This is a genomic window from Martelella mediterranea (genome assembly GCF_021021415.1).
GTDB lineage: Bacteria > Pseudomonadota > Alphaproteobacteria > Rhizobiales > Rhizobiaceae > Martelella > Martelella mediterranea_C.
The window spans coordinates 69,844-94,150 of record NZ_JAINWJ010000030.1 but is presented as its reverse complement, the minus strand read 5'-3'; the positions used below and the strand labels follow the sequence as shown (position 1 = coordinate 94,150).

The following is a 24,307-nucleotide window of genomic DNA, read 5'->3' as shown; positions in this document are numbered from 1 at the left end:
ACGGCTCCCCATGGATGTCGGCGAGGGCCGCGCCCCGGCCTTCTTCAGAGGGCGACCGGACAGCAGGCGCCCCGGTCCGGCAATGGCTGCGGCCAACGATTTTCCGGCGGCCCTGCGGGCCTTTCCATCGCGAAACAAAATCGCCGGCCTCCGTCATCCTCCGCTGACGCTCCGGTCCTTGCGCTGACGCTCCAGGATGCAGGTCCGATCCGCCCGCCGTCTTGTCTGCCCATGAAGGCCGCGGCGGGCGCGGCCAACCGACAAAGGGAGCCACCCGATGACACTCGACGACGACACCTTCGAACCCCATCACGAATCCTCGCCGACCGAGCACGCGCTGAACGAACTGGAACTCCACGGCTACCGTCACGACGGGCACGGTCCGGATCCACGCCTCGTCCCGGAGGACAACGTCATCGCCGGCGCCGTCTCCGACATCTTCGACGCCCTGATCGCCACCATGGCGGATACCGCGCTCGATGGCGAACTCGAGGATCTGCTCTGGTCGACGGTCAACATGTTCCACCGCGCCGCCGACCGGCTCGAACGCAAGCTCGACGACAACGAGCAGGCCCAGAAGCGCGGGCAGCGCGAACAGGATGGTTCCGAAATCAAGGCCGTCGAGCTCGAACGCCTCATCGAGACCGGACAGGGCCTCATCGAACGACGCGACAGCCTGGAGGTCTTCCGCGACAGCGCCGCCGAGCACTATCTGCGCACCACAGGATCGCCGTGGTCACCGCGCACCGGCTCGCAGGTCAACCATCGTGCCCTGACATCGGCGATGATCGACAGCCGGGACTTCATCGCCGAGCGCAAACGCGCCAACCGCGAAGTGCTCCTTCCAGTAGGCCCGAAGGTCGCCGTCTCCGGAGGCGCCGACTACAACGATCACAAGCTGATCTGGGACAAGCTCGACCAGGTGCATGCAAAGCACCCCGACATGGTGCTGATGCATGGCAAGTCGCCTAAAGGCGCCGAGAAGATCGCCGCCCGCTGGGCCGATCACCGCAACGTCACCCAGATCGGCTTCGCGCCGGACTGGACGAAGCATGGCCGCGCCGCGCCATTCAAGCGCAACGACCAGATGCTCGATGTCCTGCCGATCGGGGTCATGGTGTTCCCTGGCACCGGCATTCAGGAGAACCTCACCGACAAGGCCAGGAAGCTCGGCATTCCGGTCTGGCGGTTCGAATGAACCGCCACGCCCCAAACGACAATGTTCGCGTCCGCATCAGTCGGTTTCACCGACGCGGCACGTTGACCTGCAAAGGTCCGAGCGATATGTATTTATACAACGTATAAATAAGGAGATCGAGATGATCACCGGACACGTTTTCATCGCGACCAGTCTGGATGGTTTCATCGCCCGCAAGGACGGCGACATTGTCTGGTTGCTGGAGCGCGACGATCCGGCAGAGGATCACGGATATGACGCCTTCATCGAGAAGATCGACATCATCCTGATGGGCCGCGGCACGTTCGAAAAAATGCGCGATGAACGCCCATGGTTCTACACACGCCCGGTACTTGTCCTCTCAGAGTCGCTGAAAGACCAGGACATACCGGCAGACCTTGCTGGCAAGGTCCGAATTTCAGACAAATCGCCTGGACAAGCGATGGAGATGCTCGAAGCCGAGGGGCATCGGCGCGTCTATGTGGACGGCGGAAAGGTGATCCAGTCGTTCCTGCGCGCGGGGCTAATCGCCGACATGACCATCACGCAGGTCCCGGTACTGCTTGGCGAGGGGCGCAGTCTTTTCGGCGCGACATCGTCGGACATACCGCTCACGCACCAGGACACGAAAAGCTTTGCCTCCGGTCTCGTCCAGTCACGCTACCGGATCGCCACATGACTCGTCCGCGAGGACGTCCGCATCGGGACAAGGCACCTGCCTCGCGCGATCAGATTCTGACGGCCGCGCTCGAACTATTGGATACCGGCGGTATCGAGGCCTTCACAATGCGGGCGCTTGCGGATCGCCTTCAGGTCAATCCGATGACCATCTACCATCATTTCGGGGATCGCGACGGGTTAATCGACGCCTTGTCTGAACACGTCTACGCTGAAGTGACCGCGCCAGCCTCGGGTACGTTTCAAGACCGGTTACGATCGCTTTTGAATGCCTATCATGACCGGGTGATAAGCCACCCTGGCCTTACATTGCTCATCTTCAGGCAGCCCGCAGTTTTTCCCCGGCAGGCACAGCGGATAACCGATGACATTGACCAACTCCTAGTTGAAGCGGGATTGCCGTCGGAACGATCCCATCATTGGCTAAATATTCTCGTCGATTTCACCCACGGCGCGGCGATCGCAGCCGCGATGGGCGATAGGTCAAACTCCGCCGTCTCCGGCGCGAAGAACGACTACGACAATACGCTCACGGAGTTGCTCAAAGGAATTGAGAACTGATTGTGACAAATGCAGCTCAACCGCGATGGCTGGGTGCTGGACATCCTGCCGACCGGCGTGATGGTCTTACTCGCACGGGGTTCAGGAGAACCTCGCCAACGTGGCAAGTAACTTGGCATTCCGAGCTGGGCTGCCCTGCCATCGACCGCGGCACGAACCAACCCAACGTCTTCTTCGACCCGAAGTCGTCGGAGAGCTTCACGCCGCATTTCTCGCGGGGATGGCGCGACGACGCGATCCAGCGCGCCTATCTCGAGGCGATCTATCTCTGGTGGGGTGAGGCCGCGAACAACCCGGTGTCATCGGTCTACGGCGGCCGGATGGTTCATGTGCCCGAATGCGCCGCCTGGACCTGGGACGCGCGGCCCTATCCGTTCTTTCCGGCGCTGACCGACGTCTGGGCGGACGGGGCGAACTGGCGGCTCGGCCACTGGCTGACCGGGCGGCTCGGCGCGGTGTCGCTGGCGGCCCTCGTGCGGCACCTCTGCCTGCGCGCCGAGATGCCCGAGTCGAGGATCGACGTCTCCGGCCTCTGGGGCGCGGTCGAGGGCTACGCCATCACCGCGCTCGAAAGCCCGCGCGCCTCGATCACGACGCTGGCGCGGCATTTCGGCTTCGACGCCGTCGAGACCGAGGGGGTGATCCGCTTCGTCATGCGCGGCCGAGCGTCGGTTGCCACCCTCGCATCCGACGATCTGGTGGCCGCCCGCGAGGGCGACGTGCTGGAACTGACGCGCGGCCAGGAGACCGAACTGCCGCAGGCGCTGAAATGGCAGGTCGCGCGTGCCGACGAGGATTACGACGCGGCCCTCGTCGAGGCGCGGCGCATCACCGTGGACACGACGCGCATCGCTTCCGAGTCCTTCCCCATGGCGGTGCCGCCCGAGGAAGCCGAGCGGCGCTGCCGCCGCGCGCTGATGGAGGCATGGGTGGGCCGCGAGACGGCGGCGTTCCGTCTGCCGCCCTCGCGGCTCGCGCTCGATCCTGCCGACGCGATCCGGCTGGAGCATGACGGGCGGCTGGTCGCCCTGCGGCTCGTCTCCATCGCCGATGCCGAGGCGCGCGGCATCGAGGCGGTCCGCCAGGACCGCGCGACCTACAACCTGCCGCCCGGCGATCCCCGCGCGGCGTCGCTGACGCGGGCTGTCGTGTTCGGCGCGCCGGACGCGGTGCTGATGGACCTGCCGCAGCTCACCGAGGACCAGCCCGCGCATCGGCCATTCGTGGCGGCACACGCCGTGCCCTGGCCAGGCGAGATGGGTGTTCCGCAGCCCGTCGACCGATGGCTTCGAGTTGTTGACCACGGCTCAGTCCCGCGCCCGGATCGGGGCGCTGGTCTCGGACTTCCACGCGGGCCCCAGCTCGCGCTTCGACTTCGGCAATGCGCTTGTGGTCGACTTGCTGACCGGCACGCTGGAAAGCGTCACCGACCTGACGCTGTTCGGCGGGGCGAACGCGCTCGCTATCGAGAGCACGTCCGGCGTCTGGGAGATCGTGCAGGCGGGCGCGGCCGAACTGCTTGCGCCCGGCCGGTATCGCCTGACCCGGCTCCTGCGCGGCCAGCGCGGCACCGAGGGTGCCATGGGCAATCCGGCGCCTGCGGGCGCGCGAGTGGTGGTGCTCGACGAAAGCCTCGCATCCCTCCCACTCGCCGAGGCCGATCTTGGCATCCCGTGGAACTGGCGCATCGGCCCCGCGAGCCGTCCGGTCAGCGACGAGACCTACGTCGGGCACGCCTTCACGCCTGCAGGCGTCGGGCTGCGGACGTTCTCCGTCGCTCATGTCGAGCAGCCGTGGCGTCGCCCACGCACGCCCGGCGACCTGACGATCCGCTGGACGCGCCGGTCGCGCGCACTTTCCGCCGACAGCTGGGGTGGGCTCGAGGTGCCGCTGGCCGAGGAACTGGAAGCCTACGAGGTGGAGATCCTCGACGGCGCCACTGTGAAGCGGGTGCTGAGCACGGCCACCACCAGCGCGGTCTACACCGCCGCCCAGCAGACCGCAGACTGGGGCGAGCTACTCGCCCCCGGCGACACGCTCGACATCCGCATCTACCAGCTCTCCGCCCTTGTCGGGCGGGGTGCGCCCAAGGCTGTAACGCTGAGCTTCTGAGGTAGCGCAATGAGTTCTGGCACTATGCGCGATCGGCGTCGTAGGCTCGGGCCATGCGCCCCGAGCACGAAGACCGGATTGCCGCCAAGCTTGCCAGAGTGATGGCCGTTGCCTGCGTGCGAAACACGCAGCTCGAGACCCTGCATGCCGGCCTTACGCCCGTTTCGCACACGGGTGATGGCAGCGACGTCATCGTGGAGGACGCCGTGGGCCGACGCATACCCTGGTCCGAGGTCTCGCGGATCAATGACGACGAGATGCGCGCGTTGATGCGCGAGATCGTGGATCGCCTCTACACCTTTCATCTGCGGATCGACGATCCGGCCTTCCGGGCCGAGATCGATCGCTGGGCCGCAATGACCGCGAAGTGGGACGCGCCCAAGCCCGATCCGGTTCTCTCGGCCATTCCGGCGGAGACGCCCGAGCGCGGGTAGCTCGCCATCGCCGATCACCGCGCCATTGTCCGCCGCCTGCCATGCAGGCGGCGTTCTTCGTTCTGGAGACCGCCCATGTCCGACGCCACGACCCATCTGCTGCTGCCCTACATCCTCGCGGCGCAGGCCCAGAAGCATGTCACCCACAATGAGGCGCTGCGGATCCTCGACGGGCTCGTCCAGCTCTCGGTTCTCGACCGCGATCTGGAAGCACCCCCGGCGAGCCCCGCCGACGGCGATCGCTACATCGTCGCTTCGGGCGCGACGGGCGACTGGGCGGGCTGGGACCTTAACGTGGCACTCTGGACGGACGGGGCATGGCTGCGCATGCCGCCGCGGACGGGGTGGCGCGCATGGGTCGAGGACGAGGGGCTGCTGCTGGTCTACGACGGCGCGGGCTGGGTCGGCACCACACCGGCGGCGCTGCAGAACATGGCGCTGCTCGGGGTCGGCACCACAGCGGATGCGTCGAACCCGTTCTCGGCCAAGCTGAACGCCGCGCTCTGGACCGCCAAGACGGTGGCCGAAGGCGGCACCGGCGATCTGTTCTACACCATGAACAAGGAGGCCGCCGGCGACGATCTCGGCCTGACGCTGCAGACCAACTTCGTGACCAAGGCGCTGGTGGGGCTCTTCGGCTCGGACCGGTTCCGGCTCGCAGTCTCGGCCGACGGCAGCACCTTCTTCGATGGGCTCAGCGTCGACAACGCCACCGGCATCGTGGACCAGCCCCGTCTGCCGCGCTTCAAGGCGTACACCAACTACGACAATTATGTCGGCGTCGGGACCTGGACGAAGATCGGCCTCAACAACACCGACACCAACGATCGTGGCGCGTTCGACGCCGCGAACAACCGGTTCGTGGCGCCCGTGGACGGCACGTACCTCTTCGGCGCGACGCTCATGTACAAGGTCAACGCCAGTACCACCGCGCGCATGCGGGGGCGGCTCGTCCTGAACGACACGACCGAAATCCGCGGCTCGCTCGGCGAGATCTCCGCCACTCATGTCTCGCTCGCCACCGCGATCTGGCTGCAGACGATGGTGCCGCTGACAGCCGGCGATACCGTCGAGCTGCAGGGGTATTTCCGGGTCGCGGACGGCTACTTCGCCGCCGATCACACGTCCTTCTGGGGCTGCAAGATCGGCTGAGCGGCGCAAGGAGGATCCGATGACACCACCCCGATCCGAGGGCTTCGTGCGCATGCCCGACGCCGAGTTCGAGGCGATCCTGACGCGGGCCGCAGAGGAAGGCGCGAAGCGCGCACTGGCCGACGTCGGGCTCGACGGCGACGAGGCCGCGCTCGACATCCGCGATCTGCGCTCCTTGGTGGACTGCATCCGGCTGGTGCGCCGCACCGCCATGCAGACCGCCGTCCGCATGATCACCACCGGCGTGATGCTGGCGCTGCTCGCGGGCATCGCCATCAAGCTCAAGATCTTCGGCGGCGGCCCGTAGCCGCTCCCCATCCCCATTCATCAGCCCGCAATGACCCGCCCTCGTGGCGGGGTGAGCCGTGGTCTGCCTGACAGGCAGACGGGAAGGTCCGGTGGACCTTCCCGAACGGCGAACGCGCCGAGCCCCTGCGAGGGGCCGGAAACTCGTTTCGGAGGACCCCATGACGAATACCTTCCACAGCCACTGGCGCGACGTGCCCGAGGGCACCTGGCACTGGCCGAATTTCAGCCCGGCCGAGATCGCCTGCCGGGGCACCGGCAAGCTGCTCATCAACGAACCCGCGCTCGACAAGCTGCAGGCGCTGCGCGACCGGCTCGGCAAGCCGCTGATCGTCCGCTCCGCCTATCGCAGCCCTGAGCACAATCGCGCCGTGGGCGGCGCGACCCGCTCCAAGCACCTCGACGGCGCCGCCTTTGATATCGCCATGGCGAACCACGACCCGGTGGTGTTCGAGGCCGCGGCGCGGGAGGTCGGGTTCCTCGGCTTGGGCTTCTACCCGAGATCGGGGTTCATCCATGTCGACCTCGGGCCCGCACGGCAGTGGGGCGAGCGGTTCCCGGTCCGGGCGACTGCCTTCACCGAAGAAACGCCACCAGCGCGCGAAGTTCTGGCCCACAGCCGCACCATGAGGGGCGGCGGGGCTGCCGGAGCGGCGACGCTGGGCGCAGCCGGGGTCGAGGTGGCGCAGAGTGTCCTCGCCGAGACCCAATCCGCCATCCTGCCGCTGGTGCCGTACCTCGACACCCTGCGCTGGGTGTTCATTGCGGTGGCACTCGGTGGCATCGCGGTCACCATCTATGCCCGCCTCGACGACTGGCGCCGGGGGCGGCGGTGATCGCCGCGCTTCTGACCGGGTTCGCCGCCAGCCCGTGGACGCGGGCGGCGCTGCGCTTCGGCGCCATCGTCCTCGCTGTGCTTCTGTTCCTGCTCACGCTCCGGCGCTCCGGCGCTCCGGCGAGCGCGCTGGCCGGCTCGCCGAACGCCTCGAAACCTCCGAGAAGGTCAATGACATCCAACGCCAGATGCTCGACGCGGCAGCTCGCCGTCCTCGTGATCGCAGCAATCTCGCTGATTGCCTGCGCGACGGCCAATTTCGATCCCCGCATGGCTACCGTCTGTCCGCCCTTTGTTGACCATAGCCGAGAGGTCCAGGCGCACGCAGCCGACGAGCTCGATCTGCTGCCGGATGGGTCGGCAATCGCCGAATTGCTTTCCGAAAGCGTCATGCGGGATCAGGCGTGGGCGTGCTGTCAGTAATCTGAGTAATATAGTTATATTGATGTTGACCCCACTAAACCTTTAGCCCCGCCCATCTGACCATGACACTCCCGGCCAGCATGCTCATGCCAATCGCGAGGAGTAAAGGACCAGCGAATTCCTCCGCAACACTGCCCGATGTCGAGGAAGCCGACAGCAGCATCAGGCTGAATTCTCCTCCGTGGGCCAGGATGATCCCAGTCCTCCATGCGGTCTGAAGCGACTCGCCGAATAGTCGGGCGACGACCAAAACGATCAGCGTCTTGCCCGCAAATATGATCGCGAGCCAGCTCAGCACGACTGGCCACGCATACGGGATGATCCAAAGTGGCAATTGCGTTCCGATGCTTACGAAGAAAATCCCGACAAACAAATCGCGGAAGGGCCGGATCTCGTTCTCGACGGCATGGCGCGCGTCACCCTCGCCGATGATCATGCCGGCCGCGAATGCGGCGAGTGCCGGAGAAAGGCCGGCGGTGGCCGCGACAATCGCAGACCCTAGTGCAATGGTGAGCGCGAGAAGCTGGGCAAGTTCCGGATCGCCACGCGACGCTACCCAACGGGCCAGCAACTGCAACGGGCCACGGGCAATGAACAGAGCTGCAACCAATGCCGTTGCACTGGCGACGACCGTTATCACGCCATACCCTTCTGCGGCTCCACTCATCGAATCGTGCAGAAGCAGGAATGCGACAGCTGCCAAGTCTTGAAACAGAAGCACCGCAATGGCCAGGCGTCCTTGGGCCGATCCCAGAGCGTTCGCGCTTGCGAGCACCTTGAGGCACATGGCCGTGGATGACATGGCAACGGCCCCGCCGATGAGGATTGCGGGGACGGGCGCGAGATCGAAGATCAGACTCGCTATCAACGACACCGTTATCGTCGTGACTGCAACCTGCACGGCTCCAAGACCGAAGACATGCTTCCTGAGTCTTACGAGCTTCTCGAACGAGAATTCCAGGCCGAGCGCGAACAGCAGCAGCACCACTCTGATCTCGCCGATGCTGCTCAGGGCAGCGTTTTCGGCAATTAGGCCGAGGCCGGCAGGTCCGATGACTATGCCGGCAAGAATGTAACCGACGATACTGGGCACGCCGATCCGTGAACATATCGTCACGAGCACGAACGCGGCAAAGACCAACAAGGCCGCACTTTCAACAAATCCGGTCACGCCATGCATGTTCTTCTCCTTCTTCTCCTGATGGCATGGCGCAGGTAAGGCCAATACCTGTAAACTCTAGACCTAGACGTGCGACCACGCCCACTGCGCTATCTGCGCGGCAGGCATTGCTCCGCTCGTTCTCGCGATTTCCTTCCCGCTACTGAACAGGATCATGGTGGGAATGCCGCGGATCCCGTAGCGGCCGGCAATCTGCTGTTCGGCCTCGGTGTCGAGCTTGCCCAGGCGGACATGGGGTTCGAGCGAGCGCGCCGCCGCCTCGAACTGGGGCGCCATCATCTTGCATGGCCCGCACCACTCGGCCCAGAAATCGACCAGCACTGGCAGTTCGGCATTCGCATGGCGGTCAAAATTAGCCGCGGTGAGCGTGACGGGCATGCCTTGAAAGAGAGGCGCGCCGCAGTGTCCGCAATTGGGGTTGTCGCTCAGGCGCTCTTGCGGCACCCTGTTGGTGGAATTGCACTGCAGGCAAGCGACCGTGGGCATCCTGTATCCTTTCGTTGACGATCCGGGCTCGGCGGCCGAATGATGCAAGCGTTCAGCGCGTGGATATGGCGCGGCGGGCCTCTCGCTGCCGCGGCGCGGGTAGGTATTCCACGCCACCGCCCTGGCGCCGAACCGGCTGCGGATAGAGCGTCATTAGCTCCAGTATTTCCTTGGGCATGTCCGTTCCGACGGGCAGGCCCATGTCGCGGGCCTCTTCGGCAAAGATGGGATAATCGTGGGTCCAGGTGCCCGTCGCCAGCTTCGCCGCCAGCGCCGCCGCGCGGTTCTCGTCCATCTTGTCGGACAAAAGACGCTTCGCGAATGCCTCGATCTGCGCAATGGCCTTGCGACCGACATCGGCCATGATCAGGGTCTGGTCGTCGATCTCGGCGATGGGTTTCTCCTCGACGACTTTGAGGAGCGAGGCGGCCGGCAACTGGCCAAGTTGCGGATCGACGGGTCCCAGCACGGAATGCTCGCACATCACGATCTCGTCGGCGGCAAGCGCGATCAACGTGCCGCCCGACATCGCGTAATGCGGCACGAACACGGTGACCTTGCCCTTGTGGCCCTGAATGGCCCGAGCGATCTGGGTTGCTGCCAGCACAAGGCCGCCCGGTGTGTGCAGCACGATGTCGAGCGGCACTTCGTCGTCGGTCATCTGGATCGCGCGCAGGACGTCCTCCGAGTCATTGACATCGATGTAGCGCATCAGGGGGAAACCCAGCAGGTTCATGGTCTCCTGCCGATGAATCAGCAGAATTACGCGACTGCCGCGCTTCTTCTCGATGTTGGCGATCTTGCGTGTGCGCATCGCCTCAAGATATCTGCGCTGCAGAACCGGCTGCAGCGCCGAAATGATGAAGAACAGCCAGAACAGCTGCATTATGTCCATGGACCTTGTCCTCCTTCCCGTCGGCCATCCGGCAGAAAGCCATAGATGCCCTCGTCGCGATAATAGTGGCGATAGGCGTCGGCGCGCCTTCGCAGGGGTGGCGTTACGAGCCAACCGGCGACAAACCCGCCGATATGCGCCCACCAGGCAATCCCGCCCGTGGCCTGATCGCTGCCGAGCGACAGAAAGCCGGGAATGACCTGCATGAAGAACCAGATCATCGCGAAAATGACCGCGCGCACTTCGAAGAAGACGGGAATGAACAGAATCGGCACGATCACCACCAGCCGAGCCGCCGGAAACATGCGTGCTTAGCAACCGATCACGCCCGCGATGGCCCCCGATGCGCCAAGCGCGGGAACGACTGAGTGGGGGTTCGCCAGCGCGTGAGCCAGTCCGGCCGCCACACCACAGAACAGATAGGACAGTGTGAATCTACCCGGTCCGAGCCGATCTTCGACGGCAGGGCCGAAGATCCAGAGCGTCCACATGTTCAAGATGAGATGCAGCCAGCCCCCGTGCAGGAAGATGTTGGTCAGGAACGGGGTCCAGTCGGACGGGGCGACGAGGCGGAACTGACCGAAGACGCGCGACGGCACCAGCGCGAAGTCGAACAGGAACCGGTTGAGCGCACGCGGCGGCAGGCCGCTCTGGTAGAGGAAAGCGAGAAGGCTGATCCCGACGACTGACCAGACGGCCACGGGGGGTATCTGCGCGCAACGGTATCGGCCCATGGAAACATCTCATTTCCCCGAGCGCATGCAGCTGGCCGTCATCACGTCGTCTTTCTTGCAATTGTCACACCCGTCCACGCCGGAGGATCAGAGGCGGGGAAGGATTCGAGCGAGGCTTCGAGGACCGGATCGAAACTCTCCCTGTCGCTGGTAGACGGGTCGGCCGTGCTCTCATGCTGGACGCCTCTTGAGAGGCGGCGATCGGGGCGGAACGGGACCCGGAAGGCTCCCGGGGCATCGACGCCCCTGTGCAGCCGGTGGCGCGTCTCACCCGCCCAAGGGTTCGCCATCCGGGCTCCCCCAGCGTCCTCGCGCACGACATAATGCCAGTCCTGCCGCTCTGCGAAGTCCACGGCGCTGTCGCGATCCGGAAACTTCAGCCGAATCGGACGATGGGGATCGCCGCTCGACGTGTATCCCATCAGCGGCTCGATCTGCGGCGGCCGCGACGGCTCGAACTCGAGGACCCAGTAGTTGCGCCGAGGCGCCGATGTCATCGCGGAACGGGCAGGACGGTAGATGATTGCCGTCGGCACGTCCCAGGATGGCAGATCGGTTCCGGGAATTTTCGGCGGGAATGGTGGGCGATTATGGCCGCGCATATCAGTTCTCCCGGGTGTTGGTGGATACGAGAAGGTGACGTTCGAGATCGTCGAGTTTTTCCATTCGCCTCGAATTCAGGCGAACGGCGCGTTCGGTGTTCTGCGAAGGAAAGGCAGCAGCGTGCAGGACGTCCGACCGCATCGCTATCGTGAGATCGGCGACGGCATTCATCACGCCCTCTCCGTCCCCGTCCGAGAGCGTGCCGTCAGCAAAACCGGACTGCAATCTCTCCAGTACCTGCTCGAAGCTGGAAACGACCCCTGCACTCGCGACTACAGCCAGCTTGTGGCTGAGAACACGCAGTTCATCGATCAGCTTGGCATCGTGCCTTGCGGTTTCCACGATCTCTGCGACCTTCTCGATACAGGCCATGTAAATGTCGCATTGCTGCTGGAGGATGATGACCCTTCCTTCCTTGCGAAGCTCGAGATCGGTCTGGCGATTGAGAAGCGCCGCGGTCAGAATGATCGTCACGACAGCGCCGAGGAAGATGAGCGTCATCTCCTGCGCGAAAGGCAGTATGTCTTCGGCAAGATACATCGAACGAAAAACGAAAACGATGCCGATGCCCAAGGCAGCGGCCGCAGCAGCAAATGCCAAGTCAGGCAGGCGGTTCGACATCAGCACCTCGCATTTTCGGTGTCAGGTGGCATGCACGGCTTTGCATCGGCGTCCGGCGCCTCTGCGTCCCGGTGCCGCAGGAAGATTGGCGTCGGACCGCTGCCGAACGGATTGAAACCGGTGCTCAGGCAACGGTCGAAGATCGTTTCGTCCCATCGGGTGAAATCGTGCTCCTCGCCGGCAAGTCGCCCGTCATCCACCACAGGGCACCTCACGCCTTTGCCGATGGGGGAGCGTTATCGAAGGCCGCACCGTCCGAACGATCCGCCTTGCGAAGCCGTAGCCCGAGGAGGATCATCATCACCCCGAAGACCGCGGCGTAGAAGCCGATCAGCCAGCCGAGCGCGAGGAAGCTTTCGACCGGGCGCGTCAGCAGCATCCAGGTCACGACGACACCGAGAACGACCGAGAGAAGGCCGCTCAGGATCAGCCAGATTTCGCCGTTGATTTCCTTTCGCAGGCGGATCGCTGCCGCGATCTCGAGGGCACCCGAGAACACGGACCAGAATGCGATGCTGGCCCAGAGGAATGTCGCAAGCACAAGCGTCGCGACAAAAGGCGAGACAACCACGACGACGCCCGTGGCGATGCCCAGAATGCCGCTGAACATCAGCCAGCCCCAGCGTTCGCCCTTGCGGATGTTACGTATCGCGGCGACGAGGCCGAACACGCCGTCGGCAAAGGCGAACGCGCCGAAGACCAGCGTGAGCGCCAGAAGCGCTTCCGCAGGCATGACGAAGGCTAGCACTGCGATGATCAATGCGAGCACGCCGCGTAACACGAATGCCCACCAATTCCGGGACAGGCTGCACAGCATGTCCTGCATCTTGTCGGTCGGGTTTTCAGAGGATGTGGTCATTGGTCGATCTCCTATTCAGTTCCATGTCAGGTGTCGGAGCCGGCCTCCTCGCCGGTTAGGGCGGCGGCCACGCGGCGGCGATCCTGGATCGGCTGAGGTAGACGCTGCGTGTGAGCGATTTCCCGTTCGATGGGCGCGCGGCCTGATGGATCTCTGACCAACCCGGTTTCGGCAAGCCTCGCGCGTAGTGTCGCGCCCGCATTTTCTGCGATCTCGGCGACCTCTGTCTCGGTCAGGCCGAAAAGGTCTGCCGTCTCCGCGATCGTGGCGTCTTCCAGGTACATCCGATACAGGACGCGGCGCTCGACCGGAGCAAGATCTGCGATAGCCCGGTGCAGTGCCATGGCGATCTTATGACGATCCACTTCGGTCTCGGGGTCTGTGCCGCCGTCGTCGGCGATGAGGTCCTCCAGCATCAGCACTTCGTCGGGCTGGTAGAACTCGATCATCGCCTGATCGGCCTCGGTCGGATCCTCCGCCGGGGCCTCGGGTTCCGCCTCGATGGAGGCGGCATCCTCAGGCACGGCGCGGCGGGCGGCGCGGGATTCTTCCTCGATGGTCTCAAAAGCCAGCCGTTTCAGCCAGTCGCCGACGGAAAACTCCGAAGGCCGATCCTCGAAGCGGGCCAGCCCCTTGAGGATCGTCGCATCGACGATATCGCCAACGCTCAGGTAGCCAGCCGGCACAGACCCGCTGCACTCGAGATAGGTCAACTCGCGCCTGACGGTATCGTAGACCGTATCGAGATGATCCTCGATCAGGTCGAAGAAGAGTTGGCGCCGGTCCGCTTCCGCCGCATTCCGCGCGGGCGGCAGCGGGGCGCCGATCCGGCGCCGGCGGGCGGGACGCTTGTATTCAGGCTCGTGCTTGAGGCGCGCCACATGCCGATCGACCTGGTGGCGCAGGTCGGCAAAGGCCTTGCGCAGGACAGGCTCGATCTCGAATCCCTCTTCCCGCGCCGCGATCACGCCCGACGGCAGCTGCAGGCGCAGGCTGACTTTGATGCGCTTCTTGCCCCTCGTCTGCGAGGCAACGTCTTCGAGCCGGACCAGATCCTCGCGAAAGCGCGCAAGGTGCGGTTCAAGTTGCCGCACCTCTTCCTCGATGACCTCAGGCGCGCGCTGTTGGCCGTGCCGGTCGAGATTGCGGAATGATCTAATGACGTTCATGCCGTGGACCTTCCTATAACTCTCCGAAGAGATGGCCCGGCGCGACCGATATCGCGCCGGGCCAGTCTTTTGCGCTGTCACTCGTCGGACTTGTCGTCCTTGGACTGCACCTCATCCCCAACGCTGGGCTTCGGAACGTCCGTCTTGTTTTCGGCAACTTCGCTGGGCTCCTCGATCCCGGCCTTGGCCTGATCGTCCGGGCTGTCGTCACCGGTGTCCTTTACGATCTTTTCGAACACGACCCTCTGTTCGTCTTCCGACCAGGCGACGCGGACCTTGTCGCCATCCTCGATCCGCCCCGAGAGCAGTTCGCGAGCCAACTCGGTCTCCAACTCCGACCGGATCAGCCGGCGCAGCTCGCGGGCACCGAATTCGGGACGGAAGCCGACCGCGCCGAAGTGATCCACGACGCTCACGTCGAATTCGAGTTCGACGCCCTGGGTAAGGGCGGTCCGCTTCACCCGGTTGAGCTGCAACTCGACGATCTGGCGGATCTCCGACTGATTCAGCGAATGAAAGACGATGATCTCGTCGATCCGGTTGATGAACTCTGGCCGGAAATGACCGCGCAACACCTCCATCAGTTCGGATTTCTGCTTGGCCTCGTCGAACTCACTGCTGCCGCGTTTCGTGAGGTTGCGCTGGATGATGTCCGAACCGAGGTTCGAGGTGGCGATGATGATGGTGTTAGTGAAGTCCACCACGCGGCCCTTGCCATCTGTCAGGCGGCCATCGTCGAACACCTGAAGCAGGATGTTGTAGACATCGGGATGCGCCTTTTCGATCTCGTCGAGGAGCACGACCGAGTAGGGCCGACGGCGCACCTTCTCCGTCAGCTGCCCGCCTTCGTCGTATCCGACGTAGCCCGGAGGTGCGCCAACCAACCGGGCAACCGAGTGGCGCTCGCCATACTCCGACATGTCGATACGGATCAGCGCATCCTGGTCGCCGAAGATCACCTCCGCGAGCGTCTTGGCCAGTTCCGTCTTGCCAACCCCGGTCGGCCCGAGGAACAGGAAGGTCGCGGTCGGACCGGAACCTTCGCGCAGACCCGCTCGCGCCAGGCGCACCGCATCGGCCACGGCGCGGATCGCTTCTTCCTGGCCGATGACGCGCTCGTGCAGCTTCTCCTCGAGCTTGAGGAGCTTGTCCTTCTCCTCGGTGGTCAGGTCCGTGACCGGAACGCCGGTGATCTTGGAGACGATCTGCGCGACGTGATCGGCGCGCACCTCGGCGGTCGCCGAAGCCTGATCGCGCTTCCAGATCTCCAGAAGCTCGTCCAGCTCCTTCTGCTTCTGCTCCAGCTCCTTCTTCAGTTCTGCTGCTCGGTCGAATTGCTTGCGGGCTGCGGCATAGTCCTGTTCGCGCTTGATCTGCGCGACCTCGGCTTCGAGTTCCTGCACGTCCACGGGCCGCGCAGTGGCCGAGATCTTCACCCGCGCCGCGGCCTGGTCGATCAGGTCGATCGCCTTGTCGGGCATGAAGCGACCGGTGATATAGCGATCCGAAAGCTCCGCGGCGGCGATGATCGCCTCGTCGGTGATCGTCACCTTGTGGTGGCTTTCGAGCGTGTCGCGCAGCCCGCGCAGAATCATGATGGTCTGTGCGACCGTGGGCTCGTCCACATAAACCGGCTGGAACCGTCGCTCGAGCGCCGCGTCCTTCTCGATGTATTTCTGGTACTCGTTGAGCGTCGTCGCGCCGATCAGGTTCAGCTCGCCCCGCGCCAGCGCCGGCTTGAAGGTGTTGGCGATGTCGAGACCACCTTCGCCACCGCCCTGGCCGGCGCCGACGATGGTGTGCATCTCGTCGATGAACAGGATCAGGCTGTCCTTCTCCTCGGTGATCTCCTTGAGGATCTTCTGGACTCGCTCCTCGAACTCGCCGCGATACTTCGACCCGGCCACCATCGAGTTGATGTTGAGCTCGACCAGCCGCTTGTCGCGCAGCGCCTCGGGCACTTCGCCCGCGACGATCCGTTGTGCAAGTCCCTCGACGATGGCGGTCTTGCCCACGCCGGGCTCGCCGATCAGCACCGGGTTGTTCTTTTTCCTGCGGGCCAGCACTTCGATCGTCGTCTCGATCTCGCGGGCGCGGCCGATGACGGGATCGAGCTTGCCCTCGCGGGCGAGCTTCGTCAGGTCACGGCTGAACTGGTCGAGATCGGGGGTGTTCGACGGAGTCTCGACGCGGCCTTCCTCGGCTCCCTTGCCGACCACCTTCGTCACCTGCTGACGCAGCGCCTGCGGCGTCAACCCCAGCTTGCGCAGCATCGCCGCGGCCAGGCCTTCACCTTCCTCGGCAAGTCCGATCAGAAGGTGCTCGGGACCGACATAGGAATGGCCGAGTTCGTTCGAGGCGATGAAGGCCCGGTTCAGCGCGTCCTTCAGGCGAGGGCTTACGCCGATTTCGCCTTCCGTCTTGGCGTCTCCACGCTTCGCTTCCTTCTCGATCTGGCGGCGCAGATCGTCCACATCGACCTTGAACTGTTCCAGGATCGTCTTGACGACGTCAGACGAGGTCAATGCCAGAAGCAGATGTTCGGTATCGACCTCGCTGCGCCCGAATTCCCCGGCCTTCTGTGCTGCATCCTGCAGCAGCTTGTTGCCCTGTTCGCTCAGCCGATCGGCGATGGTGCGTCCGCCGCCGCGCCGCGATCCGCGGCGCGGCGTTTCCTCCCCGAAGGTGGCATCCACGACGTCGTCCTCACCCGCGCCCGTGGCGCCCAGTGCACCACCCCGCAGCGGGCTGTCGCTGAACAGGCTGCCGAACCCGCTATCGCCGAAGAATTCGTCAAAAAGGGAATGTCGTCCGAACAGGGACTCCAGCGGCGATGCGCTGCGGCCCGACCGGCGCACCATTTCGCGGTAGTGCTGATCGCACAGCTCCATGTTCTGAACTTTGCCGTTCACCGAGGCGCGCACGCGCGCCGTCGCCGGGCGACCGCAAATATCGCAAGTTCCGTTTGCCATTTTTCCTCTCCGTTTCTTTATCCAGTCAGGGTTGTCCGCCGATCATCTGCGTCAGTGACGGTGTCACGCAGCGACTGCTTCCGTTCTTTTCACCTTGGACCCAATTACCACCAGATCGGGCTCGTCCAGTGTCTCCCGTTGCAGGAGATCCTGCGCCGATTGCTCGAGCAGCGCCCGGTTGGCTTCGAGAAGCGAGACGGTGCGCTTGAACACGCCATCCACGATGTCGCGCACCTTCGCGTCCATCCGCTCGGCAGTGGCCTCGCTGTAGCGGCGGTTCAGCCACGACGACTGGTCGCCGGTGCCGAGAAAGCCGGGCCGATCGGTGTCGTAGCTGACATGCCCGAGGTCTTCGTCCATCCCGTACCGCGCGACCATGGCGCGGGCGATATCGGTGGCCTTGACCAGATCGTCCGCCGCCCCGGTCGAGAGGTGGTCGTAGACAATCTTCTCGGCCGCGCGCCCGCCCAGCAGCACGGCGATCTTGTTCTCGAGTTCCTCCCGCGTCATCAGGAAGCGGTCCTCGGTCGGGCGCTGGATCGTGTAGCCGAGCGCGCCAATTCCGCGCGGTATGATCGAGACCTTGTGCACCGGGTCCACCCCCGGCAGAGCCATCGCCACCAGCGCGTGCCCCATCTCGTGGTGCGCCACGATCTCGCGTTCGCGCGGGTTCAGAACGCGGTTCTTCTTTTCCAACCCTGCGATGATGCGCTCGACGGCATTGTTGAAGTCGTCCATCGTCACCGCATCGGCCTTGCGGCGCGTGGCAAGCAGCGCAGCCTCGTTGACGAGATTGGCGAGGTCCGCCCCGGAAAAGCCGGGAGTAAGCGCTGCGACCTTCTCGGCATCGACGTCCGGGGCGAGCTTCACCTTTTTCATGTGAACGCCGAGAATCTGCACACGTCCCTTCTTATCCGGCCGATCCACCAGCACCTGCCGGTCGAAGCGTCCCGCACGCAGCAGCGCGGGGTCGAGGATCTCTGGTCGGTTGGTGGCGGCCAGGAGCACGATGCCCACCGAAGGGTCGAAGCCGTCGAGCTCGGTCAGAAGCTGGTTCAGCGTCTGCTCACGCTCATCGTGGCCGCCAGCGGTCTGGCCGGAGGAGCGCGCCCGCCCGAGAGCGTCCAGCTCGTCGATGAAGATGATCGCCGGGGCGGATTTCCGGGCCTGCTCGAACAGGTCGCGCACCCGTGCGGCGCCGACGCCCACGAACATCTCGACGAACTCGGAGCCCGAGATCGAAAAGAAGGTCACGCCCGCCTCGCCTGCCACTGCGCGCGCCAGAAGCGTCTTGCCGGTGCCCGGCGGCCCAACGAGCAATATGCCTTTGGGGATATGTGCGCCCAGCTTTCCGTATTCGGCGGGGTTCCTGAGGAACTCCACGACCTCCTCGAGCTCGGCCTTGGCCTCGTCCACGCCGGCCACGTCAGCGAAACTGACGCCGGTTTCCTTTTCCATGTAAACCTTGGCCTTGCTGCGGCCGACCTGCATGAAGCCTCCGAAGCCCTGCTTGTCGGCGAACTTGCGGAACAACAGCATCCAGATTCCGAAGAAGACAAGCGCTGGCGCCACCCAGGAAATCAGCGTGCCGAGAAAGGTGTTCTGAGGAACGCCCGTGATCTCGACGCCGGAGCGGTCGATCCGCTGCAGGATCGCGGGATCCACGACCGTGGTGACGAACTGGCTCTTGCCGTCGACGGGGTCGGTGAAGGTGCCGGTGATGGTGTCCGCGCCGACCGCGACGGACGCGACCCTGCCATCCTCGAGATAGCTCTCGAACTGGCTGTAGCTGATCGGTGCGACGAATTGCCAGCCGGCGATCAGGTTCTGGATGAAAAGCACGGCTATGAAAGCCACCACCCAGTACCAGATGTTATATTCGGTCTTCCTTTCCATGCCGCTTGTCCCTTTCACTGGCGCCCGAGCCGCGCCCTGATCCGCTCGAGTAGCGCCAGCAGGATGCGCCTTTCGTCTGCCGACAGATCCTGCAGGATTTCATGTTCGAGCGCCGATTGCCGCGGCGCGAGTTCCTCCAGCATCGCCCCGGCCTTCGACGTTGCGGTGACGATCTGCGACCGCCTGTCGTCGAGCGAGGGCGACCGCTCGACCCAGCCGCCCCGGACCATGCGATCGACGAGCTGGCCCGCAGTGGCCGGGCCGACCTCAAGTCGGTCGGCCAGATCGCCGATGGTCAGCCCGGGCGCATCCTCGACATGCGCCGCCGCCATCCAGGACAGGCGGGTCAGGCCGCTGTCACGGATGTCTTGGTCGATCCGCTGCTGGATGAGCTGCGCGACCCGGTGGATCGTCGTCCCGATCAGCGCGATGTCCGAAGAGATCATAGGTATCCTTCCTCCGGTTGCATGAGACACAGGATAGACCGCACTCCATCCAAAGTGCAATGCACGCATCACATATGCTTGCATAATAAATGGAACCGCCTATCTTGATGGGCGGTCTCCGAACCCACATCCGGCCGGCACCGTTGCCCGGTCCCTCCATGCCGACGGTTCGGGGGCATCGATCAGCAACAGGAGGCCAGTAATGCTCTACCCGACATATCTGCGCCGCAGCGATCCCTTTGCGCTGATGCGCTCCACGATGCGCGATCTCGACCGCGGTTTCTGGCCGCCGGCTCGCGCGGCGTTCCCGGCGGTGAATGTCTGGCAAGGCCCTGAGGCCGTTGCCATCGCCGCTGAACTTCCCGGCATCGAACCGGGCGACATTGAGATTTCGGTCAAGGACAACGTCCTGACGCTTTCGGGCGAACGCAAGGCGCCCGAGGTTCCCGACGGTGCGCGCTGGCACCGCAACGAACGCGGTTTCGGCAGGTTTTCCCGCACTATCCGCCTGCCGTTCGCGGCCTCGGATGACAAGGTCGAGGCGAGGATGACGAACGGCGTATTGCGGATCGTCATCTCCCGGCCCGAGGAAGAAAAGCCGAAGAAAATCGAGATCAAGGCAGCCTGAGAGGAGCTGGAACGATGAGCACCGACATCACGCAAGCCGCCGAAAAGACGCCGACCGACTCGCCCGAGACCACCGGCGGCGGACGCATCTACCGCCCGTTGACCGATATCGTCGAGACCGATCAGGGTGTCTCCATGATGCTTGAAATGCCTGGGGTCGCCGCCGATGCGGTCGAGATCACGCTCGAAAATCGTGTGTTGACGATCCGCGGCAAAGTTGACCCGGTGCGGCCGGAAAACCTCGAACTTGCCTATGCCGAATATGGCGAGGGCGATTTCGAGCGTGCCTTCACGCTTTCCGAGGACTTCGACCCCAACAGGATCGAAGCCGAGATGCGTGGAGGTGTCCTCACCCTGACGCTCCCCCGAGCCCCTGAAGCGCAGCCGAAAAAGATCGCCGTCAAGGGCGCCTGAAAACCGAAGGAGACCATATCATGCAGATCAAAGACCTCATCCCCTGGGCGCGCAAGGACGGCGCGCCAGATGCCAAGAGCAGCGAAGACAACCCGATCGCGACACTCCAGCGCGAAATGAACCATGTGTTCGAGAACTTCTGGAACCGTGTCGGTCATTTCGAATGGCCCTTTGGCAGCGGCGAAGCGAAATCCGACGTGGTCGAGACCGACAAGGCGATCGAAGTATCGATCGAGCTGCCGGGCATGGAGATGAAGGACATCGAGGTGACGGTCAACGATGACATGTTGACTGTGAAGGGGGAGAAGAAGATCGAGCGCCAGGAGGAGAAAAAGGGGTATTACCTGTCCGAGCGCAGCTACGGCGCGATCTACCGGACAATTCCGCTCCCTCCCGGTGTGGATGGCGAAAAGGCGCAGGCATCCTTCAAGAACGGGGTTCTGACGATCAAGCTGCCCCAGACTCCCGAGGCGCAGGCGAAGGTCAAGCGCATCGAGGTCAAGAACGGCTGATTTGCCACATTGGGTGTCGCCGGTTTGCGGCGTCCCCTCCGCTCCTTGCGATATCGCACCGTCTGGAGAAGCCCCGGGGAGCTTGTCTCTCCGGGGCGGCCTTCGAGAGGCAATCATGAAAGACTTGCAACGATCCGGGCTGACCCGTGAACAATGGTCGGCGATGACGCTCTACGAGAAGTTCGAGCAAGGTGTCATCTTCGTCCTCAGCGTCATCATTGCGGCGATCGTCGTGGCGTCGGTCTGGGCGCTGATGCGCGAAGTCGTGAACCGCCTGGTTCTGGGGGCATTCGACACTCTCGATTACGCCACCTTCCAGGTGGTGTTCGGCATGATCTTCACCGTGGTGATCGCGCTCGAGTTCAAGCGCTCCCTTCTTGTTGCGACCGAACGCAGCTTCGGGATCCTCCAGGTCCGCACGATCGTGCTGATCGCGCTCCTCGCCATCGCGCGCAAATTCATCATTCTGGACCTGAGCGAGACGGAATCATCCAAGATTGCAGCACTCGCGGGCGCGGCGCTTGCGCTCGGCGCTGTCCACTGGCTGGTGCGCGATCAGGACCGACGCGAACTCGGGGGCCACGAGACGCGATGACCACGCCCTCCGCCAACCACCGCCTGCTTAATTTCGTGCAATCGGCGCTGCTGCTCGGGCTCATCGCCTGGATCGCGGTGACAGCGATCGCCGGACCCGAAAATGGTCTCCTCATGGCGCTCGCGATGGGCGGGGGTCTCCTATTTGCGCCCGCGATGCCACGCCGGCTGCTCCTCTCGACCTATCAGGCGCAGCGGCTCACCGGTCGTGATGCCCCCGGTCTCGTCGCGGCCCTGGCCGAACTCGCCCGCAGGTCCGGGCTGCAGCGCGCACCGGCGCTTTATCGCGTGCCGAGCCGACTGCCGAACGCCTTCGGCCTGGGCAGGCCCGAGGACAGCGCCATCTGCGTCACCGACGGGCTGCTCGACCAGCTCGACGGCGAGAACTCGCCGGGGTTCTGGCGCATGAGATCGGGCATATCGCCAACCGCGACCTGTGGATTATGAGCCTCGCAGACATGATGTCGCGCCTCGTCTCGCTGACAAGCTGGCTCGGACAGCTGCTTCTGCTCCTCAACCTGCCTCTGGTCTTGGCAGGCATGGTCCATGTGCCTTGGCATGTCGCGATTCTCCTTGCCTTCGCGCCCACCCTCATGGCGCTGGTCCAACTCGGCCATTCGCGCACGCGCGAGTAAGACGCCGACCGCGCCGCAGCAGATTTGACCGGCGATCCGGAGGGGCTCGTGCGCGCGCTCGTTAAGCTCGAACGCCGGGTCGGTCGGTTCTGGGAGGAGATCCTTCTACCCGGCCGCCGCATTCCGGAGCCCTCGTTGCTCAGGACGCATCCCCCGACCGAAAGCCGAATCCGCCGCCTCCGGGACCTGGTCACGGGGCGCACGAGCCCGATCCCCGCCCTTGTCTGCTACCCGGCCGCAAGGATACCGCTGGGAGGGACACCGCCTCGGTTCCATCGCCTTGGGCTCTACTGGTAGGCCTGCAGGGAAGCTGGATCGCCCAGGAGAACGGCGACCTGTCAAAAGGCAGGTCTTTCGGAGAAGGTTGGATATCAGGCCCACCCTCTCCGCCATTTTCGAACAGAGTGGACTGAAATTTCGAAGCATCACGAGCGCACTAGGTTGTGTGGACGAATTTGATCAAGCATAGGCCGGCAGCGAAGCTGACGATGGATCGGAAATTGCGTGCGGTCTTTTCGCAGCGCAGGGCGACGCGTTTGAAGCGCTTGAGCCGCCCGAAGCCTTGCTCGATACGGGCGCGCGCCTTGTAGAGTGTCCTTGCGAAGAAGGCCGGCGTGTTCTCCTCGTTGGCCTTGTGGGGGATGACCGGGGCGATGCCGCGCGTTCGCGCGGCGGCGCGATTGGCCTTGCTGGAATAGCCCTTGTCGCCCAGCGCGGCGCGTGGGTTGATGTCGGGCCCTATGTCGCGCAGGGTCTCGAAGCGGGTTGTGTCCGCAACCTGGCCGCCGGTCAGATCGAACGCGATGATGTCGCCCGAATTGTCCGCCTTGGCATGGATTTTGGTCGTGAACCCGCCGCGCGAGCGGCCGAGCGCCTGGCCTTGCTGCCCCCCTTTGCGCCGGCCGCCGAGACATGCGCGCGCACGATGGTGGAATCGAACATCTGGATCAAATGGGCCGATGCGCTCATCTCGGCCAACGTGTCGAAAAAGGCTTCGAACACGCCGGCCTTGCTCAGCCGGTCAAAGCGCTTCCACACCGAGTTCCAGCGGCCGAAGCGTTCCGGCAGCGCGCGCCAGCGCACATTCTCCACCGTGAAGAAGTGCATCGCTTCCAGAAACAACCGGTCGTCCGCCGCCTTGCGGCCCCGCCGTGGCAGGCAGGCCTGGAACACCTCCAGCGCGTTCGCCCAATCCATATCCGTCATCTTCGTGGACATCGCCGATCTCCAAATCAGTCGGCAACCTATGAATCAGACTGGATTCCTCCCCGTAACCCAAAAATCTATACCTGAGTCAATTCGTCCACACGGCCTAGTGAGAGTTGCGAACGGAATAGTCCTTCCACGTCGCAGCTCAATCCTGAGTATGATACACTAACTTGCGCCGGGGTGGTGGTGGAGGCGCGACCGTTCGAACCTCATCTTACGGAGACGCCGCCATGATTGTTGCTATTCTCGGATCCATAACCGCAATTGCAGTCCTCTGCTGGTTGCTGTTCACGCTCGCCATCTACGCATTGCCCGCGCTCGGAGGCGTGGCGGCAGGCATGTGGGCCTATGAGACCGGCGCCGGCCTGCCGGGTAGCGTCCTTGTCGGTCTTGTCGGCGCGGGCCTTGTGTTCGGCCTTGCGCAGTTCCTCATCCTGTTCGCCCGGCCCATGTGGGTGAAACTCGCCGTCGCACTCGCCTTCGTGGCGCCGGCTGCCATTGCCGGCTTTTACGCCACCCACGGCATCGTCAAACATCTCATGCCGTCGGAGACCTGGCAGACCGTCTTCTCCGTGATCGGCGCGGTGGCGGTCGGGATCACGGCCTTCGTGCGCGTGACCTCCGTGGCCCCGCCCGGACCTGCCGAGCAGACCCCCGCCAGCATCTGAACGCACTTGCAGGCGAAGCCGGGACAGGGGTTGAGGTCTGTTGCCGCGTCCGTATCGACGGCTGAGAAATGTGGACGCGTGGTACAGGGCGGACCGACGATTTCGGTCG

26 protein-coding genes and 4 pseudogenes are annotated in these 24,307 nt (G+C 64.2%); 17 read left to right on the top strand and 13 right to left on the bottom strand.

Features of this window, described 5'->3' with window-relative positions; translation table 11 throughout:
• Positions 1-277: 277 nt before the first annotated feature.
• The 10 genes and pseudogenes from K7H91_RS17215 to K7H91_RS17170 all read left to right on the top strand — a co-directional run bounded on the left by K7H91_RS17215 (position 278) and on the right by K7H91_RS17170 (position 7,678).
• A complete protein-coding gene (locus tag K7H91_RS17215; protein WP_230721459.1) occupies positions 278-1,198 on the top strand; it encodes a DUF2493 domain-containing protein in 921 nt (306 codons plus the stop codon).
• A 121-nt stretch (positions 1,199-1,319) separates the two neighbouring features.
• Positions 1,320-1,856 carry a dihydrofolate reductase family protein gene (locus tag K7H91_RS17210; protein WP_230721458.1) on the top strand — a complete coding sequence of 179 codons (537 nt, stop codon included), beginning with the start codon at positions 1,320-1,322 and terminating at the stop codon, positions 1,854-1,856.
• Positions 1,853-2,416, top strand: coding sequence for a TetR/AcrR family transcriptional regulator (locus tag K7H91_RS17205; protein ID WP_230721457.1), 564 nt, complete (start codon positions 1,853-1,855; stop codon positions 2,414-2,416). Before K7H91_RS17210 ends, K7H91_RS17205 begins: the two co-directional genes overlap by 4 nt.
• A gap of 2 nt (positions 2,417-2,418) precedes the next feature.
• Positions 2,419-3,402, top strand: a pseudogene (locus tag K7H91_RS25870) (baseplate megatron protein TIM-barrel domain-containing protein); the annotation flags it as partial.
• A 274-nt stretch (positions 3,403-3,676) separates the two neighbouring features.
• The gene (locus K7H91_RS17195; protein ID WP_230721455.1) at positions 3,677-4,528 is read left to right on the top strand and encodes a hypothetical protein; all 852 of its coding nucleotides are present in this window, start codon (positions 3,677-3,679) and stop codon (positions 4,526-4,528) included.
• A 53-nt stretch (positions 4,529-4,581) separates the two neighbouring features.
• A complete protein-coding gene (locus tag K7H91_RS17190; RefSeq protein ID WP_230721454.1) occupies positions 4,582-4,962 on the top strand; it encodes a hypothetical protein in 381 nt (126 codons plus the stop codon).
• Between the two features lie 75 nt (positions 4,963-5,037).
• Positions 5,038-6,114, top strand: coding sequence for a DUF2793 domain-containing protein (locus K7H91_RS17185; RefSeq protein WP_230721453.1), 1,077 nt, complete (start codon positions 5,038-5,040; stop codon positions 6,112-6,114).
• A gap of 19 nt (positions 6,115-6,133) precedes the next feature.
• Positions 6,134-6,421: a DUF6127 family protein gene (locus K7H91_RS17180; protein ID WP_023851444.1), complete on the top strand. Its 288-nt coding sequence runs from the start codon at positions 6,134-6,136 to the stop codon at positions 6,419-6,421.
• Positions 6,422-6,581: 160 nt separating this feature from the next.
• A complete protein-coding gene (locus tag K7H91_RS17175) occupies positions 6,582-7,256 on the top strand; it encodes a YcbK family protein (protein WP_230721452.1) in 675 nt (224 codons plus the stop codon).
• A complete protein-coding gene (locus tag K7H91_RS17170) occupies positions 7,253-7,678 on the top strand; it encodes a hypothetical protein (protein ID WP_230721451.1) in 426 nt (141 codons plus the stop codon). The genes K7H91_RS17175 and K7H91_RS17170 overlap by 4 nt, the downstream gene beginning before the upstream one ends.
• Positions 7,679-7,712: 34 nt before the next feature.
• Here the strand turns inward: K7H91_RS17170 and K7H91_RS17165 are convergent, their stop codons facing one another.
• From K7H91_RS17165 to K7H91_RS17115, 11 genes and pseudogenes are all read right to left on the bottom strand, one after another.
• The gene (locus K7H91_RS17165) at positions 7,713-8,858 is read right to left on the bottom strand and encodes a cation:proton antiporter (protein ID WP_230721450.1); all 1,146 of its coding nucleotides are present in this window, start codon (positions 8,856-8,858) and stop codon (positions 7,713-7,715) included.
• Between the two features lie 63 nt (positions 8,859-8,921).
• Positions 8,922-9,344 (bottom strand): thioredoxin TrxC, encoded by a 423-nt coding sequence (gene trxC / locus K7H91_RS17160; RefSeq protein ID WP_230721449.1) that lies wholly within the window; start codon positions 9,342-9,344, stop codon positions 8,922-8,924.
• A 52-nt stretch (positions 9,345-9,396) separates the two neighbouring features.
• Positions 9,397-10,239, bottom strand: a complete 843-nt coding sequence (locus K7H91_RS17155; protein ID WP_230721448.1) for an SDH family Clp fold serine proteinase — start codon at positions 10,237-10,239, stop codon at positions 9,397-9,399.
• Positions 10,230-10,973 (bottom strand): annotated as a pseudogene (locus tag K7H91_RS17150) (rhomboid family intramembrane serine protease). The gene K7H91_RS17155 and the pseudogene K7H91_RS17150 overlap by 10 nt, the downstream one beginning before the upstream one ends.
• 41 nt (positions 10,974-11,014) lie before the next feature.
• Entirely contained in the window at positions 11,015-11,575 is a 561-nt protein-coding gene (locus K7H91_RS17145) for an NADH dehydrogenase ubiquinone Fe-S protein 4 (RefSeq protein ID WP_230721447.1), read from the bottom strand.
• Between the two features lies 1 nt (position 11,576).
• Positions 11,577-12,197: a hypothetical protein gene (locus K7H91_RS17140; protein WP_115672674.1), complete on the bottom strand. Its 621-nt coding sequence runs from the start codon at positions 12,195-12,197 to the stop codon at positions 11,577-11,579.
• 211 nt (positions 12,198-12,408) lie between these two features.
• Positions 12,409-13,056: an HdeD family acid-resistance protein gene (locus K7H91_RS17135; RefSeq protein ID WP_230721446.1), complete on the bottom strand. Its 648-nt coding sequence runs from the start codon at positions 13,054-13,056 to the stop codon at positions 12,409-12,411.
• 26 nt (positions 13,057-13,082) lie between these two features.
• Positions 13,083-14,225 (bottom strand): sigma-70 family RNA polymerase sigma factor, encoded by a 1,143-nt coding sequence (locus tag K7H91_RS17130; RefSeq protein WP_230721445.1) that lies wholly within the window; start codon positions 14,223-14,225, stop codon positions 13,083-13,085.
• 77 nt (positions 14,226-14,302) lie between these two features.
• Positions 14,303-17,197 (bottom strand): ATP-dependent Clp protease ATP-binding subunit, encoded by a 2,895-nt coding sequence (locus tag K7H91_RS17125; protein WP_230721444.1) that lies wholly within the window; start codon positions 17,195-17,197, stop codon positions 14,303-14,305.
• A gap of 63 nt (positions 17,198-17,260) precedes the next feature.
• The gene (gene ftsH, locus K7H91_RS17120) at positions 17,261-19,093 is read right to left on the bottom strand and encodes an ATP-dependent zinc metalloprotease FtsH (RefSeq protein ID WP_230721443.1); all 1,833 of its coding nucleotides are present in this window, start codon (positions 19,091-19,093) and stop codon (positions 17,261-17,263) included.
• A gap of 14 nt (positions 19,094-19,107) precedes the next feature.
• On the bottom strand, positions 19,108-19,539 hold the full coding sequence (locus tag K7H91_RS17115) for a MarR family winged helix-turn-helix transcriptional regulator (RefSeq protein ID WP_230721442.1): 432 nt from the start codon (positions 19,537-19,539) through the stop codon (positions 19,108-19,110).
• 202 nt (positions 19,540-19,741) lie between these two features.
• Here K7H91_RS17115 and K7H91_RS17110 point away from each other — a divergent pair, with 202 nt between their 5' ends.
• The 6 genes and pseudogenes from K7H91_RS17110 (at position 19,742) to K7H91_RS17085 (ending at position 22,618) form a co-directional block, all read left to right on the top strand.
• A complete protein-coding gene (locus K7H91_RS17110; protein ID WP_230721441.1) occupies positions 19,742-20,167 on the top strand; it encodes an Hsp20/alpha crystallin family protein in 426 nt (141 codons plus the stop codon).
• A 14-nt stretch (positions 20,168-20,181) separates the two neighbouring features.
• Positions 20,182-20,580, top strand: a complete 399-nt coding sequence (locus K7H91_RS17105; protein WP_028713488.1) for an Hsp20/alpha crystallin family protein — start codon at positions 20,182-20,184, stop codon at positions 20,578-20,580.
• A gap of 20 nt (positions 20,581-20,600) precedes the next feature.
• The gene (locus tag K7H91_RS17100; RefSeq protein ID WP_086466662.1) at positions 20,601-21,092 is read left to right on the top strand and encodes an Hsp20/alpha crystallin family protein; all 492 of its coding nucleotides are present in this window, start codon (positions 20,601-20,603) and stop codon (positions 21,090-21,092) included.
• Between the two features lie 115 nt (positions 21,093-21,207).
• Positions 21,208-21,687: a phosphate-starvation-inducible PsiE family protein gene (locus tag K7H91_RS17095; RefSeq protein WP_230721440.1), complete on the top strand. Its 480-nt coding sequence runs from the start codon at positions 21,208-21,210 to the stop codon at positions 21,685-21,687.
• Positions 21,684-22,133 (top strand): hypothetical protein, encoded by a 450-nt coding sequence (locus K7H91_RS17090; protein ID WP_230721439.1) that lies wholly within the window; start codon positions 21,684-21,686, stop codon positions 22,131-22,133. The genes K7H91_RS17095 and K7H91_RS17090 overlap by 4 nt, the downstream gene beginning before the upstream one ends.
• Positions 22,031-22,618 (top strand): annotated as a pseudogene (locus K7H91_RS17085) (M48 family metalloprotease). The gene K7H91_RS17090 and the pseudogene K7H91_RS17085 overlap by 103 nt, the downstream one beginning before the upstream one ends.
• 139 nt (positions 22,619-22,757) lie before the next feature.
• Here K7H91_RS17085 and K7H91_RS25865 read toward each other — a convergent pair.
• The gene (locus tag K7H91_RS25865; RefSeq protein ID WP_419197491.1) at positions 22,758-23,282 is read right to left on the bottom strand and encodes an IS5 family transposase; all 525 of its coding nucleotides are present in this window, start codon (positions 23,280-23,282) and stop codon (positions 22,758-22,760) included.
• Between the two features lie 38 nt (positions 23,283-23,320).
• A pseudogene (locus tag K7H91_RS25860) lies at positions 23,321-23,518 on the bottom strand (transposase); the annotation flags it as partial.
• Positions 23,519-23,760: 242 nt separating this feature from the next.
• On the opposite strand from K7H91_RS25860, the gene K7H91_RS17075 reads away from it, so the two are divergent.
• The gene (locus tag K7H91_RS17075; RefSeq protein WP_230721437.1) at positions 23,761-24,198 is read left to right on the top strand and encodes a hypothetical protein; all 438 of its coding nucleotides are present in this window, start codon (positions 23,761-23,763) and stop codon (positions 24,196-24,198) included.
• The last annotated feature ends 109 nt before the right edge of the window (positions 24,199-24,307 follow it).

Bases quoted from the DNA above. Each gene is read 5' to 3' on its own strand.
- trxC (WP_230721449.1), bottom strand. From the start codon at position 9,344: ATGCCCACGGTCGCTTGCCTGCAGTGCAATTCCACCAACAGGGTGCCG.
- K7H91_RS17130 (WP_230721445.1), bottom strand. From the start codon at position 14,225: ATGAACGTCATTAGATCATTCCGCAATCTCGACCGGCACGGCCAACAG.
- K7H91_RS17095 (WP_230721440.1), top strand. From the start codon at position 21,208: ATGAAAGACTTGCAACGATCCGGGCTGACCCGTGAACAATGGTCGGCG.
- K7H91_RS17145 (WP_230721447.1), bottom strand. From the start codon at position 11,575: ATGCGCGGCCATAATCGCCCACCATTCCCGCCGAAAATTCCCGGAACC.
- K7H91_RS17180 (WP_023851444.1), top strand. From the start codon at position 6,134: ATGACACCACCCCGATCCGAGGGCTTCGTGCGCATGCCCGACGCCGAG.
- K7H91_RS17210 (WP_230721458.1), top strand. From the start codon at position 1,320: ATGATCACCGGACACGTTTTCATCGCGACCAGTCTGGATGGTTTCATC.
- K7H91_RS17140 (WP_115672674.1), bottom strand. From the start codon at position 12,197: ATGTCGAACCGCCTGCCTGACTTGGCATTTGCTGCTGCGGCCGCTGCC.
- ftsH (WP_230721443.1), bottom strand. From the start codon at position 19,093: ATGGAAAGGAAGACCGAATATAACATCTGGTACTGGGTGGTGGCTTTC.
- K7H91_RS17075 (WP_230721437.1), top strand. From the start codon at position 23,761: ATGATTGTTGCTATTCTCGGATCCATAACCGCAATTGCAGTCCTCTGC.
- K7H91_RS17175 (WP_230721452.1), top strand. From the start codon at position 6,582: ATGACGAATACCTTCCACAGCCACTGGCGCGACGTGCCCGAGGGCACC.
- K7H91_RS17125 (WP_230721444.1), bottom strand. From the start codon at position 17,197: ATGGCAAACGGAACTTGCGATATTTGCGGTCGCCCGGCGACGGCGCGC.
- K7H91_RS17185 (WP_230721453.1), top strand. From the start codon at position 5,038: ATGTCCGACGCCACGACCCATCTGCTGCTGCCCTACATCCTCGCGGCG.
- K7H91_RS17115 (WP_230721442.1), bottom strand. From the start codon at position 19,539: ATGATCTCTTCGGACATCGCGCTGATCGGGACGACGATCCACCGGGTC.
- K7H91_RS17215 (WP_230721459.1), top strand. From the start codon at position 278: ATGACACTCGACGACGACACCTTCGAACCCCATCACGAATCCTCGCCG.
- K7H91_RS17205 (WP_230721457.1), top strand. From the start codon at position 1,853: ATGACTCGTCCGCGAGGACGTCCGCATCGGGACAAGGCACCTGCCTCG.
- K7H91_RS17135 (WP_230721446.1), bottom strand. From the start codon at position 13,056: ATGACCACATCCTCTGAAAACCCGACCGACAAGATGCAGGACATGCTG.
- K7H91_RS17090 (WP_230721439.1), top strand. From the start codon at position 21,684: ATGACCACGCCCTCCGCCAACCACCGCCTGCTTAATTTCGTGCAATCG.
- K7H91_RS17105 (WP_028713488.1), top strand. From the start codon at position 20,182: ATGAGCACCGACATCACGCAAGCCGCCGAAAAGACGCCGACCGACTCG.
- K7H91_RS17100 (WP_086466662.1), top strand. From the start codon at position 20,601: ATGCAGATCAAAGACCTCATCCCCTGGGCGCGCAAGGACGGCGCGCCA.
- K7H91_RS17110 (WP_230721441.1), top strand. From the start codon at position 19,742: ATGCTCTACCCGACATATCTGCGCCGCAGCGATCCCTTTGCGCTGATG.
- K7H91_RS17155 (WP_230721448.1), bottom strand. From the start codon at position 10,239: ATGGACATAATGCAGCTGTTCTGGCTGTTCTTCATCATTTCGGCGCTG.
- K7H91_RS17165 (WP_230721450.1), bottom strand. From the start codon at position 8,858: ATGCATGGCGTGACCGGATTTGTTGAAAGTGCGGCCTTGTTGGTCTTT.
- K7H91_RS17190 (WP_230721454.1), top strand. From the start codon at position 4,582: ATGCGCCCCGAGCACGAAGACCGGATTGCCGCCAAGCTTGCCAGAGTG.